This is a genomic window from Algoriphagus hitonicola (genome assembly GCF_900113375.1).
GTDB lineage: Bacteria > Bacteroidota > Bacteroidia > Cytophagales > Cyclobacteriaceae > Algoriphagus > Algoriphagus hitonicola.
In genome coordinates, this window is sequence record NZ_FOPC01000004.1 from 235,202 (window position 1) to 250,893 (window position 15,692).

Sequence of the window (15,692 nt, forward strand, 5' to 3'; positions counted from 1 at the left end):
ATTTTAAGCTGTTGCTTCTGCTTCCGCAGGATTTATAAGTTCATTAATGCCGTTTAAATGCAAGCCATCAAAGAAATTGATAATATCTAAGGTATCCTTGGCAATTTCTTTTAAAGTTTCGTCTGGTATAAAATTGCATTCATCAAGCTGCTGCATGTTACCATGGGAGAAATTGTCGCAAACCTTGTTAATGCTTGCTAGTTTGTTTTTAAGTGTAGTTTTTGAGATTGAGCCAATCGTTTTATCATCCAAAGAATCGTAATCAATTACAGAATCAATAAAATCGGGCAAACCAGGTGTTTGCCCACGATTATTCGCAAGTTGAGCATACTTAAAACTGAAAAATGTTTCTAAAACTCTACGAACAAAATTGGGTAAGTACTTTCTAGCATCTTCATAGTCCGGTTCAGCTTTATCTCTAAAATTGATAATGTTCTCAAGCATATAGAAATATGGGCTCTGAAAGTTTTCCATTGATGCTGGCAAGTCGTCAATTTCCCCTTTACTTATTAGAAAAGTTGCCTTTTCATTTTTTGATTTGAAAAATGGATTTAGGTATTTTAAAAACAGCATGTTGTGGCTTAGCACAAAGAGCTGCTTGTAATCTTTGAATTCTTCATGAATTAAAAAAGCAGTGCTATAAAGTCTGTTGTCGTCTAAGCTAGAAATCGGGTCGTCAATTACAATAATAGTTTGCCCTTTATTTGTTACCTCTGTGGTTACCTTGCTCATAAAGTAGGCAAAAGCCAAAGCAGTTTTTTCACCTTCGCTTAGTGTGTTTCTAAGTCTCTTTTTTGTCTCATCAAAACCTTTGTATTTAATCAGGATGTTGTTTTGTTCTTCTCCTTCTCTTAAGTCAATCGTAAAGTGGGTTATTCCAAGTTTTTCAAGGTACTCACCAACCTTTTTAGCCTCCATTTTCAGTTCCTTCAACCGTTGTATTTTCTGATCGGTTAATTCGCTAATGGAAGTTGCAATGTCTGAAATTGCAGAAGTGGCAGTATGAAAGTTTTCAATTCTGTTTTCCTCTGCTGTGCCGTTAAGTTCTTTGTAAATAAGTTGGGTATAAAGAGCTCGTATTTCTCCGTCAATTTTGGTCGGGTCAATTTTCTGGTTTCGCAAATCCGTTACTGCATTGTTCTTAAAGCTGTTTAGCTTATCAATGTTTTGATTGTAAGTATCAATTAGCTTTTGGATTGGCTCAACTTTAATAATTATTTTTTTACTCGAATTGCTTTGTTTTTCTATAATGCTGGTAAGCAACTCCTTTAAATCAGTTTCTATTTCAACTTTATCGAGTTCAGGAAATTTTATTTCTATGAATTTGTTGTATTTAATACCATAGGCTTGTATAGCAGCAGAATTTGTTTGTGTGGTCTTTAGCGATAAAATAGTGGAATCAATACGCTCTTTCTGAATCTTTATTTTTTCAATAAAATCCAAATAACTTTTATCAAAGTAATCGGCAAATTCATCTACCAATGAATCAATTGTGTTAGACAGGTCGGTTTTACACAAAGGGCAAATACTTTGGTCTTTCTCTTTGGATATAGTAAGTAATGATTCGCCAAGTTTAAACCAAGGCTCAATTTTATTGCTATTTACTTCACCTATTTCCTCTTGGTAGAGCTGTATTTTGTCCTTGAGTTTGTCGGTCGCATTCTCTTTTGCTGACTGTTCTAACAAGCTAGAGAGTTCTACAAGGTCAATTTCGATTTTTTTAAATTCTAATTTCGAAATTTCCGAAATGTCACTTTCCAGCTCTGCCTGCTTTTCGCTTAGTTTATACTCTGCAATTTTCTGAGCAATTGAGCTTTCAATTTCCTCTTTTGTATTGGAGGTCAATTCTGTAATTGCCGGAATTGTATTACCGGATCGTAATTGTCGGTTTGGAAAATGCTCTCTGTAAACTAAATTGTAAGCTGTTTTTAGTTCCTTGAATTTGTCTTCAATTTCTTTATTGTCGGCCTCTTTGCTTTCCTTTTCCTTGGTTTTTGTATCAATATCTGCATTTATTTGCTTTATGGTAGGGTCTTCAAGAATAGTTTCAGCAACATTGAATTTCGTCATTTTTCCCACCGTGCCATCATAAACATGACTTGCAATAAAATTTGAATTGAAAACATATACCCTTAAATTTTCCTGATTAGGTCTTACAGGATAGGTCAGGTCATCTTTGAACTTAACTGATGAATCATTGTCAGAAGTTTTGAGGTCTTTGAATAACTCGTCTTTCTGTTCTTGTGTAAATATTTTATTGCTTGCAACGAGATTAAATAAGTTTGATAAAGTGGATTTCCCGCTTCCGTTGAATCCAAAACAAATATTGTGTCTATTGAACTCTTTGGAACATTTCCACTGATAGGAATCATAAATACCCAGTTTCTTAATTTCTTTAATCTTTTTAATCATTGTCTGTCTGGTTCAGTGCGTTGGCAAAAAATGGCTCTTTTGGTTTTGCGAAGCGTTGGCTTTTGTGTCGGGCAAAACCAAATGTGCCATTTGTGCGGTGGCATTTTCTTTATTGTCTTTATGCAGCAAAAATTTCATTGTCATATTGTTGTTTGTCTGTCTTTTTACACTGAGCGATAACTTTCTTTTTAACGCACTTTTTTGGCACTTATCCAACCAAATACGGGGGATAAACGCACCTTTCTTACCTTTTATTAATTTTCTCTAGTCCAGAGAAAATCTCCAATCTTTCATCGAGATATTCTCGCGTTCCTTCTTTTGATTGTCAATTAAAGCATTTCAAACTAAAAAACTATAAACCAAATGGAAAATCTACTATTTTTCAGACTTTTGCTGTCGTTTGATGGTTTTCTACATTTTGCGGATAGGACTACCCTCATTGCCTCTTTTCTGATAGGCTTGAAGTAAAGGATGTTAGCCGTGGGGTTTTCGATCCAACATGTCCATCCTTTTGAACAAAAAAAGCCCTCCCATTGCTGGAAAGGCTTTTCAGGTTCGTCCCCGAACTCAAGTCGTCAAAGTCTAAGGGAAAAATCATTAAATACAGATGCTTCTCTTACTTCAAACCCCCGATCATATCCTCAGGCTTGACCCACTCGTCAAACTGCTCTGAGGTCAACAATCCCAACCCAATCGCTGCTTCCCGTAAGCTAGAACCTTCCTTATGGGCTTTCTTGGCAATCGCAGCGGCATTTTCATAGCCGATATGCGGATTCAAAGCCGTCACGAGCATCAATGAATTTTCCAAATGTCGTTGAATCATCGGGGTATTCGGCTCGATGCCGATCGCACAGTTGTCATTGAAGGACACGCAGGCATCTCCAATCAATCGGGCAGATTGTAGGAAGTTGGCTGCGATCATCGGTTTGAAGACATTGAGTTCAAAATGTCCGTTGGATCCGCCGATGGAGATGGCTACGTCATTCCCCATCACTTGAGCTGAGACCATGGTTATCGCTTCCACCTGCGTTGGGTTGACTTTGCCGGGCATAATCGAGGAGCCGGGCTCATTTTCGGGAATTAAGATCTCTCCGATTCCAGAGCGCGGACCGGAAGAAAGCATCCGAATATCATTGGCGATTTTCATCAGGGAAACAGCAACTTGTTTCAAGGCTCCATGTGCTTCGACCATGCCGTCATGTGCGGCCAAGGCTTCGAATTTGTTTGGCGCCGTGACAAAAGGTTGCCCGGAGAATTCGGCGATTTTCTTAGCCACCAATTCCGAATAGCCCTTTGGCGTATTTAGTCCAGTACCAACTGCCGTTCCGCCGAGTGCAAGTTCAGAAAGGTGAGTTAGCGTATTTTTGATCGCTCTCAAGCCATGGTCAAGTTGGGCCACGTAGCCGCTAAATTCCTGACCCAATGTCAATGGCGTCGCATCCATAAAGTGGGTTCGACCGATTTTGACGACATCTTTGAAGGCTTTTGCCTTGGCATCCAGTGTGTCCCGTAGTTTTTGGATTCCCGGAATCGTCGTCTCCACTACCATTTTGTAAGCCGCGATGTGCATGGCTGTGGGATAGGTATCGTTGGAGGATTGGGATTTATTGACGTCGTCGTTGGGATGGATTTTTTTCTTTTCATCCTCCAGCGAACCTCCCATCAACACGTGAGCGCGATAGGCGATGACTTCGTTGGAGTTCATGTTGGATTGGGTACCCGAACCGGTCTGCCAAACGACCAGCGGAAATTGATCATCGTGTTTTCCCTCTAAGATTTCATCACAAACCGTAGAAATGATATCCGCTTTTTCCTGCGAAAGCACCCCCAGCTCCGCATTGGTTTGGGCGGCGGCTTTTTTTAGAATGGCAAATGCCCTAATAATCTCGATAGGCATGCGGTTTTTTTCGCCGCCGATTTTAAAATTATTGATGGATCGCTGCGTTTGAGCGCCCCAGTATTTGTCAGCAGGAACCTCCACCGGTCCCATGGTGTCTTTTTCGATGCGTATATTCATGGTATTGGATTTTATTGTTTGATTTTTGCGAGCGCTAAATTAATCCCAAAAGGTATTTTTCCCTAAAAAGGAATGACTTAATCCTTCATTTGGAGATTGATCAATTCGTGAAATTTGGCCCGGGAGGATTTGACCTGCCTTTGAAAAAAAAATAAGGCCAAGGCATAGTTGACTACGGCCAATCCGGCACATATTCCGCCATACAGTGGATTTTTGACCAAAAGAAAATAAAACAAGGAAAAGCCAAGTAAGACAATGGACCAAAACAGAATGAAAAACAAGGCCCCGGGAAACAAGCGATAGGTTAGAAATAAGATCGAACCCCGGGCGGTATCCTCCACTTTGCCCAAAATCAAGGGAAGAAAGGTGTCACTTTTTGGGATGACTTTGGAGATACGGAAACTGCTTTTGCCCACATAGCCGTTGAAAATCAGTGAATCTTCGAGGTGACTTCGCTTATCGAGAAAATTCACCTCCCGGGTTTTTCTGGACAGCTGGTCCAATACCTCTGTTTTGGATAAGGCACTGACCAGCGTTTCGCTATAGAATGGCAAAAGATTCACGGATTAGTAACTATTGGGATCAAGGTCTGTTTGAATAGGGTAACGAAATTAACTCCTTTTCCCTTGAATACTAGGCCGATCATAGAAGAAATGCTTTTTCCAATCGAGAACGCTGCTCAAGTTCAAAATCGAATTTTGGAGATCGGCGGAAGAAATGGCTGGTATGCGGCTACCTGGCTTTGGAAAATTCGAGGCAGGCTGGACAAGCTTTTGGGTGGAGTGGGTTTTCGGAAAGGAGAAAAAACGCTTGGAGAGCTAAAGCCGGGAGAAGCACTGGATTTTTGGAGGTTAAAAGAAAGAAAAAAGCAGCCTTTTTACGTTCAACTTGAAGCTGAAATGAAATTGCCTGGCAAAGTGTTTTTAGAATGGAGAATCGAAGGAAACCAGCTGATCCAACGAATTCAATTTTATCCAGCAGGAAACTGGGGAAAAGTATATTGGTATGGAATGCAGCCTGCCCATCGCCTGATTTTTTGGCACTTGGGCCAAACTATCGCCAAAGGCAAATGAGCAGGCTGAAAAATTATTTTACAGCAATGCAGGAGATTTCCACATTGACATCTTTGGGCAATCGGCTGACCTCGACGGTCTCCCGGGCTGGGGGATTGCTTTTGAAATACTGTCCATAGGCCTCGTTGATGGTGCCGAACTGGTTCATGGATTTGATGAAAATGGTGCATTTGACCACATCAGAAAACTGGAATCCTGCTTTGCGAAGGACGGCTTCGAGATTTTTCATCACCGCGTGGGTTTCCTCTGTAATGTTTTCATTGATCAGTTCACCTGTATCGGGATCCAAAGGAATCTGACCGGAAACATAAAGGGTATTTCCCGCCAAAACCGCTTGGGAATACGGCCCGATCGGAGCAGGAGCTTCTGAGGTATAAATAATAGAATTAGCCATTGATGTTGATAATTTTTAGAGATACAAAGGTAACTGATGAGATGGAGGAATTTACCAATTCAGATTTTCGATTTATTGGCGGCAAAAGGTCTTTTGAATTCGAACTCAATCATTTTATAGGCATTAACAAACTGCCACTGCCTACTGTATTTACTGCTTCTTCGCTTCATTCCAAAAAAAATCCATCTCAGCCAAAGACATATCGCTGAGATTTTTGCCTGCTTCTTTGGCAGCATTCTCTAAATATTGGAATCGCTTGATAAATTTCAGGTTGGTTCGCTCCAGCGCTTCTTCCGGATTGATATCAATAAATCGCGCATAATTAATCAGGGAAAATAGCACATCTCCAAATTCGGCAGTGGCTTTTTCCCTGTCAATTTGGGATTCCTCCGCCGCATTAAATTCATTTTTGAATTCCTGCATTTCCTCCTCTACTTTTTCCCAAACCTGTTGCTTTTCTTCCCAGTCAAAGCCCACTCCTCGGGCTTTCTCCTGGATCCGCATCGCCTTGATCAAAGCCGGAAGGGACTTGGGTACTCCACCCAGAACCGACTGATTTCCTTTCTCTTTGAGTTTGATTTTTTCCCAGTTTTGGCTGACCGTTTCAGCATCATTGGCCTCAGTGTCCCCATAAATGTGCGGATGACGACGGATCAGCTTTTCACAAAGGGAATGAGTCAGCGAAGCCATGTCAAAATTACCCTCTTCGGATCCGATTTTGGCATAAAATACGATATGCAGCAAAATGTCTCCCAGTTCCTTTTTGATCTCTTCGGGATTCCCTTCCAAAATTGCGTCTGAGAGTTCAAAAGTTTCTTCAATAGTCAGGTGCCGAAGACTCTCTGTGGTTTGTTTTTTGTCCCAGGGACATTGGGCACGCAGCTCATCCATGATGGTCAAGAGCCGATCAAAAGCCGCCAATTGATCCGCCCGGTTACTCAAATTAGACATGTTTTGGGAAACTAAGTTTGAATTGTGGTCGTTTCGAAGTAAAGCTTTAAATTTGCGCAAATTTATCCGTTATGACAACTGTATTAATTACATTGGGCTTTGTGGCATTATTCTTCGTTTTGATGTCCGTCAGGCTCTTATTCTTAAAAAACGGGGAATTCAAGGGCACTTGTGCCTCTCAAAATCCATATTTAAACAAGGAAGGGGGAACCTGCGGCTATTGCGGGAAAACCGTGGATGCGAACAGCAGCTGCGGCAATCCGGACAATGAAGTCGATAAAGTTCTCGCCAAATTCAAATAATATTAATCCTGCCAAATGGCGGGATTTTTTGCGGTTTTTCACCTTAAAATTTATCTGTACGTGTCATTAATCAAATCAATTTCCGGGATCCGGGGAACCATTGGAGGGAAAGCTGGAGAGGGTCTCACTCCAATTGATGTGGTCAAATTTACCGCCGCTTACGGCGCTTGGGTACTGGAAAAAACCGGGAATGCCAAGGTAGTCATCGGCCGAGATGCACGATTGTCTGGAGATATGGTTTCCAGGCTGGTTTCTGCCACCTTGCAGGGCTTGGGTATTCATGTCATTGACCTCGGACTCAGCACGACTCCTACGGTGGAGTTTGCAGTTCCCTTGGAAAAAGCTGGAGGAGGAATCATCCTCACTGCCAGCCATAATCCCATTCAGTGGAATGCATTGAAGCTACTCAATAGTAAAGGAGAATTTATTTCTGATGCTGAAGGAAAAGACATCCTCGAAAAAGCAGAGCAGGAAGATTTTACCTTTGCAGAGGTCAAAAAACTGGGCGCCTACACCCCGATCGATGATTACATGGATCGACATATTCAGCATGTGCTGGAGTTGGAGCTGGTCGATGTAGAAGCGATCAAAGCTCGTAATTTTAAGATCGTGGTCGATGCAGTTAATTCCACCGGCGGAATTGTAGTTCCCAAACTACTCAGAGCCCTCGGAGTGGAAGTCATCGAGGAGATGTACTGTACTCCTGATGGTCATTTCCCGCACAATCCAGAGCCACTTCCTGAAAACCTTAGGGATATTTGCCAAAAACTGGAGAAAGGAAATTTTGATCTGGGAATCGTCGTAGATCCGGATGTGGATCGCTTGGCTTTTATCAATGAGGATGGTTCTGCTTTCGGAGAGGAATATACCTTAGTGGCAGTAGCCGATTATGTGCTGTCGAAGACACCCGGTAATACCGTTTCTAACCTTTCCTCCACGCGAGCACTTCGTGACGTGACTGACAAAAGAGGGGGAACCTACACCGCAGCAGCCGTAGGAGAAGTCAATGTCGTCAATCAGATGAAAGCGGTAGATGCCGTGATCGGTGGGGAAGGCAATGGCGGAATTATTTATCCGACCTCACATTATGGCCGGGATGCTTTAGTGGGCATCGGTTTGTTTTTGACCCATTTGGCTAATTTTGGAAAGACCATTTCCCGATTGAGGGCCTCCTATCCGAATTATTATATTTCGAAGAATAAAATCGAACTCACTCCTGAGATCAACGTGGATAAAATCCTGGAAACCATTCAGGAGAAATACAAAAAGCATCCCATCAATACCATTGATGGAGTGAAAATCGAGTTTGAAAAAGAGTGGGTTCACTTGAGAAAGTCAAACACCGAACCCATCATCCGAATCTATTCGGAGTCCGAATCAGAGGCCACCGCGGAGCACTTGGCCAAAAAAATCATGCAAGACATCAAAGAGGTGGTGAGTGCCTCGCTGATCTGATTAAAACCCAAGCCTGAAGAAAAGATGAAAGTTTACTTTGACAATGCTGCCACCACGGCCATGGATGATCGAGTGATCGAAGCCATGCTGCCTTTTATGAAAAACCATTACGGAAACCCCTCTTCGGTGCACAGTCACGGAAGGGAAGTTCGTACTGCGATCGAACGATCCCGTAAAAAAGTGGCCGAATTGCTCAATGCGACTCCCTCTGAAATTTTCTTTACTTCAGGCGGAACGGAAGCGGATAATACCGCTTTGGTCTGCGGGATCGAGACGCACGGGATTAACCATGCCATCACTTCACCGATCGAGCATCACGCAGTTTTGCATACGTTGGAAATTTGTGAACAAAAAGGCCACATTCAATTGAGTATGCTGGATGTGAATGAAAAAGGTGAAGTCGATTTGGGTCAATTGGAAAACTTGTTGAAGAAATATCCAAATAGCCTGATTTCTCTCATGCATGCCAATAATGAGATTGGAAATCTCAATGACCTGAATCGAATTGGTACTTTGGCTAGAGAATATGGGGCTTTTTTCCATTCGGATACCGTACAGACGATGGGACATTATGTGCATGATTTGAAAAATTTGCCCGTGGATGCCATTGTTGCAGGTGGTCATAAATTTCATGGCCCCAAAGGTTCAGGATTTCTTTACGTGCGAAAAGACAAAAAAATCCATCCCTTTATTCACGGAGGAGCGCAGGAGCGAAATATGCGCGGAGGTACAGAAAATGTAATCGGAATTATTGGAATAGCGAAGGCATTGGAAATCGCCTATGAAGATATGAGTTCGCATGAAGTCCATGTCAGAGCTTTGAAAAGGCATTTTATCGAAAAATTGAAAACTGATATTCCTGGCGTGGAATTTAATGGACTTTCTGAAGATCTAGAGCGGTCGCTTTACACCGTTTTGAATGTAAGTCTTCCTCCTTCTGAAGCAAACGCGGGCATGTTGTTGTTCAATTTGGATTTGGAGGGGATTTCTGCTTCAGGAGGATCCGCTTGCAGTTCTGGTGCTACTGTGGGCTCACATGTATTGCGCGCCCTAAATCATCAGCCCGAGCGGGATTCTGTCCGTTTTTCCTTCAGTCGGTTCAATACGATTGAAGAGGTGGATTACACCGTCGGAAAGCTGAAGGAGCTGTATGCGGTGGAAGCATAAGTAAGATAGGAAGTTGTCCCTAAGCCTTGTCAGGGTCATACTAAGCACCTAGCTGGGAATCTCCAAATCGAGTTGATATGTTTCGAAGTTTATGAAGGTAGTGCTTCGACTCCGCTCAGCTTGCCTGCAACCCAAATCAATCAATTTGTAAAGCTACCTGTCCGAAAGAAAGTCAAAGTCCATTTTTTGAAAATGAAGATCGACTCTCACTTACATCCTTTTGAATATTAGTTTTTTTCCGGCCAAGTCAATTATTGTAACAGCCGTTACAGTAATTTCTATTTCAGAAAAAAAGAGCGAATATTCCGCTCTTTTTTATCGAATATCATCTCGTTTATTTTTTTGCTCCAGGATATCCAATAGCATACGGAGTCCAAATTTCGTAGATGGGATTTCCGGTGGAACTCATCCCGCTGTGATGCCATTCCCCATCGATCACTTCATAATCGAAATTTAAGCTTGCCCCGACTCGGGAATCATCCCGGGAGAAAAAGGTAATATTTTCCACGTATTTGCCGTCTTTGGCGGTGTAGGTTCCTCCACCCGTTCCGGAGAATTCTGCTGTTTCGGAGTTGAATGCTACCCATTGGAATCGGCCTCCGGATAAAATTTTGATAGTCCGCCGCGCACCGGGTGTACTTCTTGCCACTTCTTCGCCTCGTTTTCTCCCGGTGATGACCCAGTTGCGGGTGAGATCATCGGTATCGGAAGAAATCCGCTCCCAGATTTCGATGATGGAACTGCCATTAGCTTCAGTGGAAATGACGATTTTATCCTCAGATGCCCAGTCCAAATTAAATTCGGCGGTATTCCCCACCCATTCAGGATTCATTGTATAAAAATCCAGAGTTTCAGAGTAATTGCCATCCGAATAGCTAAATGGGCCTCCGCCAGCACCTAGAAAGTGATTATCGGAGACTTGCTTGGCACCAAAGGAAAAGTAATCATCCTGATAAATTTTAATGTACTCCGCATCGGTGACTTCTTCTCCGTTTTGATGAGTCAGTTTCCAAGCACCTTCCAGAGATTGTGCGTTTGCCCAGCAGAGGAGCAGAGAAAGAGGAATAAAGAGATATTTTTTCATAGGATTAATTGCTGTTTTCAGAAAATTACCAAAACAATTTTGGCTTTGCCAGTCTTTTCTTTCGAATGGTCAAGTTTTGATCGGATTTAACCTCTCCCCACGATGAAGCAATTCTTATTTGGAAATTCCCCAGATTCAGTAAATGATTTATTTCCCGATCGGGTCATCAAACGTCTGCTGTTGGATGAGGAGGAAATTGGCATTTTGAGAATTGGAGATGCTTTTTTTGCTTTTCAAAGTACTTGTCCCCACCGGGGAGCTTCTTTGATTCAAGCTAATATCAATGGCCAAGGCGAAATTATCTGTCCTCTGCATCAATATCGATTTGACCTGAAAACAGGAATGCTCAAAATGGGGTTTTGTGGAGATTTGAAGGTTTTTCAAACTCAACTAACTGAGGAAGGGCTTCTGGTTTTCACTCAATAACGGAGATTTACTTTCATCCCAAAGTAGAAATTGCGGGTGGGTGCCGGCTGATAATATCGCCCTCCAAATGGATTAAGATCGTTTCCTAAAGAATAACTTTCATTCAGCAAATTATCCACGCCAGCATAGATTTCTAAATCCGTCCTCTTTCCAGCTTGCTGAATAAACCCGAGCCGAATCCCAATCAAATTATAGGCATCCTGATAGACCGTATTGGCATCATTGAGAGGGATTTCGTCGGTAAATTGATGGGTAAGATTGAGGTAAGTGGATCCGGAAAATCGGGCATCTAGGGTACTTACCAGCGTATTTGGCGAAACACCTGTGAGATCATTTCCCGAGAAATCATTTTCCCGCTGTCGATAATCTTTGAACGTGAAATAATGTCCGGTAAAGGCTGATCCCATTTTCAGATTTCGTACAAAACCCGCTGAGTTTTGGATAAACGTATAATCCACCGCTGCCTCGATCCCCTTCTGATCCGTGGAGCCCGCATTGCGGAAAAGCACTACCCCCTGCTCATTAGTGAAGGTGGTAATGGTTTCGCTTAGTCGAAAGTAAAATGCAGTCAAATCCAGGTTAAACCGATTTTTGCCCAATCGGTATCCCAGTTCGTAATTGGTCCCTCGCTCAGCTTCTAGGTCAAAATTCAAACTTCCTTCATTGGTCCGTACTTCATCAATGGTCGGCGGAGAAAAGCCACTACTCACGGAAGCGCGCAATGCTGAAAACTCATTCAAACTGTAATTCACCGCAAATCTTGGGATCAACAGCGGATCAAATTTTCTGGTTTGCACTCCCGTTGCTCCTCCGTTGGCATCGATTTGTCGGTCGATTTCGAAGGAAGAAAAGTTTTGGCTTAACCCGAGCGTAAGCAAGAACTGATTCGTGAGTTCCCATTCAGCTTGTTGGAATAAAAAGCCTTGAGTGGCTTTTAATTTATCCGCAAACCGAACCGTATCGGCCACTCCATCTCGGTTGCCAAAATTCTGCGCATCGGTCAAGCTTTGCTGATATTCTCCCCCGGCAATCAGACGAAATGGTCTTCCGGCCAAATTCCAATCAAAGGTGAAGCGCGACCTACCTCCGTAACCAAAGCCCAGTTCCTTTTTATAATCCAGAATAAAGGGATTTTCAAAGTCATTGGTGTTCAGATACAGCGTCGTATTATTTTCAATATTGTCTGAAATCCGATACAAATGCCCAAAAGTGGCCAAAATAGACTGCTGAGAAATGGAGCTGTTTTGATTGACTGAACCGGGTCGCGCCTGTCTGGGATCTTCTTCCAACTGATCTGCAGTGAGCGATCCTGGAATCTGATAATCCAAGTCAGAAACCAAAATTTGCGTGCGGACTTCCTGCTTTTCGCTTACCGGGAAGAATCCTCCCAACTGAAACACCCTTCGCTTCATTGCTGAATGCTCCCGATAGCCATCACTTTCCTGGGTTACCAAAGCCGCTTCAAGTCCTCCTTTTCCGATAGGCTGGGAGATCGCTAATCTCCCCCGGCTGAGTCCAAATGAACCCGAAGCAAACTCAGAAGTAGCAGTTCCTACGCTGGGATTAGCCGCATTTTTAAGATTGATTACGCCTCCGTTTCCAGCACCATAGATACTTCCTGATGGACCTTTGATGACTTCAGCAGTCCGGATATTGCTTAAGTCCAACAGGTTTAAAGCCGTCGTGCCATCCGGGGCGGTAATGGGCACCTCATTCCAATACACTTTGACATTTCTAACCCCAAAAGGAGCCCGAAGTGAACTCCCCCTGATAGAAACCCGATAACTTGCCGGTGCTCGTTCTTCAATGCGAATGCCCGGTTTGGTATTGAAAGAGCTGACGATGGAAGTTTCATTAAATCGATTAAAATCCTGTTCTCCAATCAAACTGATGGAGGCAGATTGCTGAAGTAGAGGACGATCTGTTTCAAAGGCATTGACAGTAACGCCGGAGAGCGAAACACTTAGCGGAAAAAGATAAATCTCAGCGCTTTTGCTTTGGATTTCTTGTTCTACAGAAGCATATCCTTCCTTAAAAAAAACCGCATCAAAATTGCCATCAATAGGAATGGTAGCCAGCCCATTTTGGTCAGAAAAATACTCCTGATCACCGACTCGGACCACTACTTCCGAAAGGGGTTTCAAGCTGATTCCATCCTGAATGAGAATTTTACGTTGAGAGAAGACTTCTAGACTGGACAATAAGGTCAAAAGCAGCAATAATTTTTTCATACCCCGAAAATACATGCTTTCTGCTGTTTTGTTTTGAACTCTTTGATTGATGGGAAATATTATCCCTGAGCGCTGTCATTTTTTCCTTTTCAAAATCAGTCATTTTTCATAGAATGCAGCTTCAAAACCCAGCTATGAAAAATCTCTTCCCCCTTTCTTTTTTGCTTTTGTTTTCCTTTTGCCAAGAAAAACCCGCCCCGCCCGAGCCGGTTTTTCCTATTCCGCATGAGCGGCAGATTGCCTGGCAGGAGCTCGAGTTTTACGGCTTTGTCCATTTCAATATGAACACCTTTTCGGACAGGGAATGGGGTTTTGGGGATGAAAAGCCTGAGCAATTTAATCCAACCGAATTGGATGCCCGGCAATGGGCACGCATTGCTAAAGAAGCTGGGATGAAGGGGCTTATTATCACTGCCAAGCATCATGACGGCTTTGTGCTTTGGCCCTCAGAATACACCGAACACTCGGTCAAGAACAGTCCTTGGCGGGATGGAAAAGGGGATTTGATTCAGGAATTTGTGGATGCCTGCCGAGAATATGGATTGAAAGTTGGGATTTATTACTCCCCATGGGACAGGAATCATCCGGACTATGGAAAGCCCGAATACATCACCTACATGCGGAATCAGTTGACCGAATTACTGAGCAATTATGGGGAAATATTCGAAGTTTGGTTTGATGGTGCCAATGGAGGAGACGGCTGGTACGGCGGTGCCAATGAAGAACGAAAAGTGGACAAACTGACCTACTACGATTGGGAAAATACCCATGATTTGGTCAGAGAGCTTCAACCCAATGCTATGCTATTTTCGGATGCAGGCCCGGATGTGCGCTGGGTGGGCAATGAACATGGCTTTGCTTACGAAACCACTTGGTCTAATCTGATGCGGGATTCGGTTTATGCCGGTATGCCGGAGTTTTCTGAAAAATGGGCCACCGGTCAGGAAAATGGAACGCACTGGGTGCCGGCAGAATCCGATGTAAGTATTCGTCCGGGCTGGTATTATCATCGCTATGAGGATCACAAGGTGAAAAGCCTTCCCGAACTGATGGAAATCTACTACAAAAGCATCGGGAGAAATTCTTCGTTGTTGATCAATTTTCCAGTGGATACCCGAGGACTAATCCATGAAAATGACGAAAAAGCCATCTTGAAAATGGCCGAAAAGATCCGGGAAGATTTTGCTGATAATTTTGTCAAAAGTGCTAAGATTTCTGCAAATACCGAACGAGGAACCGGATATGAAGCGGAGCTGGCGGCAGATGGGGATTATGAAACTTATTGGACTGTTCCGGATGGAGAAAAGGAGGCATTTTTGGTGATCGATTTTGGGAAAGAAGTCAGCTTCAACCGACTGCTATTGCAGGAATATACGCCTTTGGGTCAGCGGGTGAAGGCATTTACTTTGGAGAAGCAAGTAAATGGAAGTTGGGAAAAAATAGCTGCGGGAACTACCATAGGCTATAAGCGAATTCTGCGTTTTGCGGATCAGACAGCACAAAAAATCAGGATTATGTTTGAAGACGTAAAAGCGATTCCGGTAATTTCTGAAATTGGGGTTTTCAATGCTCCAAAATTGCTTTTGGCTCCAGAGATTTCCCGAGATAAATCGGGTAGGGTAACCCTAACTGCTCCGGATGATGGACTTGAAATCTGGTACGGCTTGGACGAAGCTAAGCCCTCAAAGCGCTATTCAGAGCCCTTTCTAGTCGAAAAAGCGAGTACACTGGTAGTTATTTCCAAAGATCCCAAAACCGGAAATCAAAGTAATGTGTTGCGAAAGGAGTTAGTGCTGGCAAAAGAGAAGTGGAGAAGTGAAGCAGAGCGGGCCATCGATGAAAATCCGGGCACTTTTTTTACGGCCCAAAACAATGAACTAGTGGTGGATTTGGGCGAAAAAATTCAGCTGACAGGATTTACTTATTTTCCGATGCAGGCCCGATATCCAAGTGGGCATATCACTCGATATTCATTTGCAATCAGTCAAGACGGCAAGAATTGGGAGCCCATTTCTGAGGGTGAATTTTCCAATGTGGTTAATAGCCCGATCGAACAGTTTGTTCGCCTTGAAGCTGTGGAAGCGCGATGGATCAAATTAAAAGCCCTACAAACCGCAGATGGAAATGCTGCCACTGTCGGAGAGTTGGGAGTTCTGACCAAATAATCCTTGGTTTGAATC

At 43.1% G+C, this 15,692-nt stretch carries 13 protein-coding genes; 6 read left to right on the forward strand and 7 right to left on the reverse strand.

From position 1 onward, the window contains the following. Positions 1 to 3: 3 nt before the first annotated feature. The 3 genes from BM043_RS07375 to BM043_RS07390 form a co-directional block, all read right to left on the reverse strand. Positions 4 to 2,412, reverse strand: coding sequence for an AAA family ATPase (locus BM043_RS07375; RefSeq protein ID WP_092790305.1), 2,409 nt, complete (start codon positions 2,410 to 2,412; stop codon positions 4 to 6). Positions 2,413 to 3,028: 616 nt separating this feature from the next. Beyond that, positions 3,029 to 4,429: a class II fumarate hydratase gene (gene fumC, locus BM043_RS07385; protein WP_092790309.1), complete on the reverse strand. Its 1,401-nt coding sequence runs from the start codon at positions 4,427 to 4,429 to the stop codon at positions 3,029 to 3,031. Between the two features lie 77 nt (positions 4,430 to 4,506). Continuing rightward, positions 4,507 to 4,992, reverse strand: coding sequence for a hypothetical protein (locus tag BM043_RS07390; protein ID WP_092790312.1), 486 nt, complete (start codon positions 4,990 to 4,992; stop codon positions 4,507 to 4,509). Positions 4,993 to 5,082: 90 nt separating this feature from the next. Here BM043_RS07390 and BM043_RS07395 point away from each other — a divergent pair, with 90 nt between their 5' ends. Further along, positions 5,083 to 5,502, forward strand: coding sequence for a DUF2867 domain-containing protein (locus BM043_RS07395; protein ID WP_092790314.1), 420 nt, complete (start codon positions 5,083 to 5,085; stop codon positions 5,500 to 5,502). 13 nt (positions 5,503 to 5,515) lie between these two features. Here the strand turns inward: BM043_RS07395 and BM043_RS07400 are convergent, their stop codons facing one another. Together BM043_RS07400 and mazG are read right to left on the reverse strand one after the other, a co-directional pair. Beyond that, positions 5,516 to 5,896: a RidA family protein gene (locus BM043_RS07400; protein WP_092790316.1), complete on the reverse strand. Its 381-nt coding sequence runs from the start codon at positions 5,894 to 5,896 to the stop codon at positions 5,516 to 5,518. Positions 5,897 to 6,046: 150 nt separating this feature from the next. Continuing rightward, positions 6,047 to 6,847 (reverse strand): nucleoside triphosphate pyrophosphohydrolase, encoded by an 801-nt coding sequence (mazG, locus tag BM043_RS07405; protein WP_092790318.1) that lies wholly within the window; start codon positions 6,845 to 6,847, stop codon positions 6,047 to 6,049. Between the two features lie 71 nt (positions 6,848 to 6,918). On the opposite strand from mazG, the gene BM043_RS07410 reads away from it, so the two are divergent. The 3 genes from BM043_RS07410 to BM043_RS07420 are packed head-to-tail and all read left to right on the forward strand — an operon-like array spanning position 6,919 to position 9,771. Next, positions 6,919 to 7,149, forward strand: a complete 231-nt coding sequence (locus BM043_RS07410; RefSeq protein ID WP_092790320.1) for a hypothetical protein — start codon at positions 6,919 to 6,921, stop codon at positions 7,147 to 7,149. A gap of 60 nt (positions 7,150 to 7,209) precedes the next feature. Then, positions 7,210 to 8,604, forward strand: a complete 1,395-nt coding sequence (glmM, locus tag BM043_RS07415; protein ID WP_092790504.1) for a phosphoglucosamine mutase — start codon at positions 7,210 to 7,212, stop codon at positions 8,602 to 8,604. Between the two features lie 24 nt (positions 8,605 to 8,628). Continuing rightward, entirely contained in the window at positions 8,629 to 9,771 is a 1,143-nt protein-coding gene (locus BM043_RS07420; RefSeq protein ID WP_092790322.1) for a cysteine desulfurase family protein, read from the forward strand. A 334-nt stretch (positions 9,772 to 10,105) separates the two neighbouring features. On the opposite strand, the gene BM043_RS07425 is transcribed toward BM043_RS07420, so the two are convergent. Continuing rightward, positions 10,106 to 10,855, reverse strand: a complete 750-nt coding sequence (locus BM043_RS07425) for a hypothetical protein (protein WP_092790324.1) — start codon at positions 10,853 to 10,855, stop codon at positions 10,106 to 10,108. Between the two features lie 102 nt (positions 10,856 to 10,957). Between BM043_RS07425 and BM043_RS07430 the strand changes: the two genes are divergently transcribed. Continuing rightward, a complete protein-coding gene (locus BM043_RS07430; RefSeq protein ID WP_092790326.1) occupies positions 10,958 to 11,281 on the forward strand; it encodes a Rieske (2Fe-2S) protein in 324 nt (107 codons plus the stop codon). Here the strand turns inward: BM043_RS07430 and BM043_RS07435 are convergent. After that, positions 11,275 to 13,512, reverse strand: a complete 2,238-nt coding sequence (locus tag BM043_RS07435) for a TonB-dependent receptor family protein (RefSeq protein ID WP_092790328.1) — start codon at positions 13,510 to 13,512, stop codon at positions 11,275 to 11,277. The two genes, BM043_RS07430 and BM043_RS07435, sit on opposite strands and share 7 nt — an antisense overlap. 134 nt (positions 13,513 to 13,646) lie before the next feature. Between BM043_RS07435 and BM043_RS07440 the strand changes: the two genes are divergently transcribed. Beyond that, the gene (locus tag BM043_RS07440; protein WP_092790506.1) at positions 13,647 to 15,677 is read left to right on the forward strand and encodes an alpha-L-fucosidase; all 2,031 of its coding nucleotides are present in this window, start codon (positions 13,647 to 13,649) and stop codon (positions 15,675 to 15,677) included. Positions 15,678 to 15,692 lie beyond the last annotated feature (15 nt).

What these genes read in the sequence shown, in the direction of transcription:
- BM043_RS07375 (WP_092790305.1), bottom strand. Translation starts at nt 2,412, where the DNA reads ATGATTAAAAAGATTAAAGAAATTAAGAAACTGGGTATTTATGATTCC.
- fumC (WP_092790309.1), bottom strand. Translation starts at nt 4,429, where the DNA reads ATGAATATACGCATCGAAAAAGACACCATGGGACCGGTGGAGGTTCCT.
- BM043_RS07395 (WP_092790314.1), top strand. Translation starts at nt 5,083, where the DNA reads ATGCTTTTTCCAATCGAGAACGCTGCTCAAGTTCAAAATCGAATTTTG.
- BM043_RS07400 (WP_092790316.1), bottom strand. Translation starts at nt 5,896, where the DNA reads ATGGCTAATTCTATTATTTATACCTCAGAAGCTCCTGCTCCGATCGGG.
- mazG (WP_092790318.1), bottom strand. Translation starts at nt 6,847, where the DNA reads ATGTCTAATTTGAGTAACCGGGCGGATCAATTGGCGGCTTTTGATCGG.
- BM043_RS07410 (WP_092790320.1), top strand. Translation starts at nt 6,919, where the DNA reads ATGACAACTGTATTAATTACATTGGGCTTTGTGGCATTATTCTTCGTT.
- BM043_RS07420 (WP_092790322.1), top strand. Translation starts at nt 8,629, where the DNA reads ATGAAAGTTTACTTTGACAATGCTGCCACCACGGCCATGGATGATCGA.
- BM043_RS07425 (WP_092790324.1), bottom strand. Translation starts at nt 10,855, where the DNA reads ATGAAAAAATATCTCTTTATTCCTCTTTCTCTGCTCCTCTGCTGGGCA.
- BM043_RS07430 (WP_092790326.1), top strand. Translation starts at nt 10,958, where the DNA reads ATGAAGCAATTCTTATTTGGAAATTCCCCAGATTCAGTAAATGATTTA.
- BM043_RS07435 (WP_092790328.1), bottom strand. Translation starts at nt 13,512, where the DNA reads ATGAAAAAATTATTGCTGCTTTTGACCTTATTGTCCAGTCTAGAAGTC.
- BM043_RS07440 (WP_092790506.1), top strand. Translation starts at nt 13,647, where the DNA reads ATGAAAAATCTCTTCCCCCTTTCTTTTTTGCTTTTGTTTTCCTTTTGC.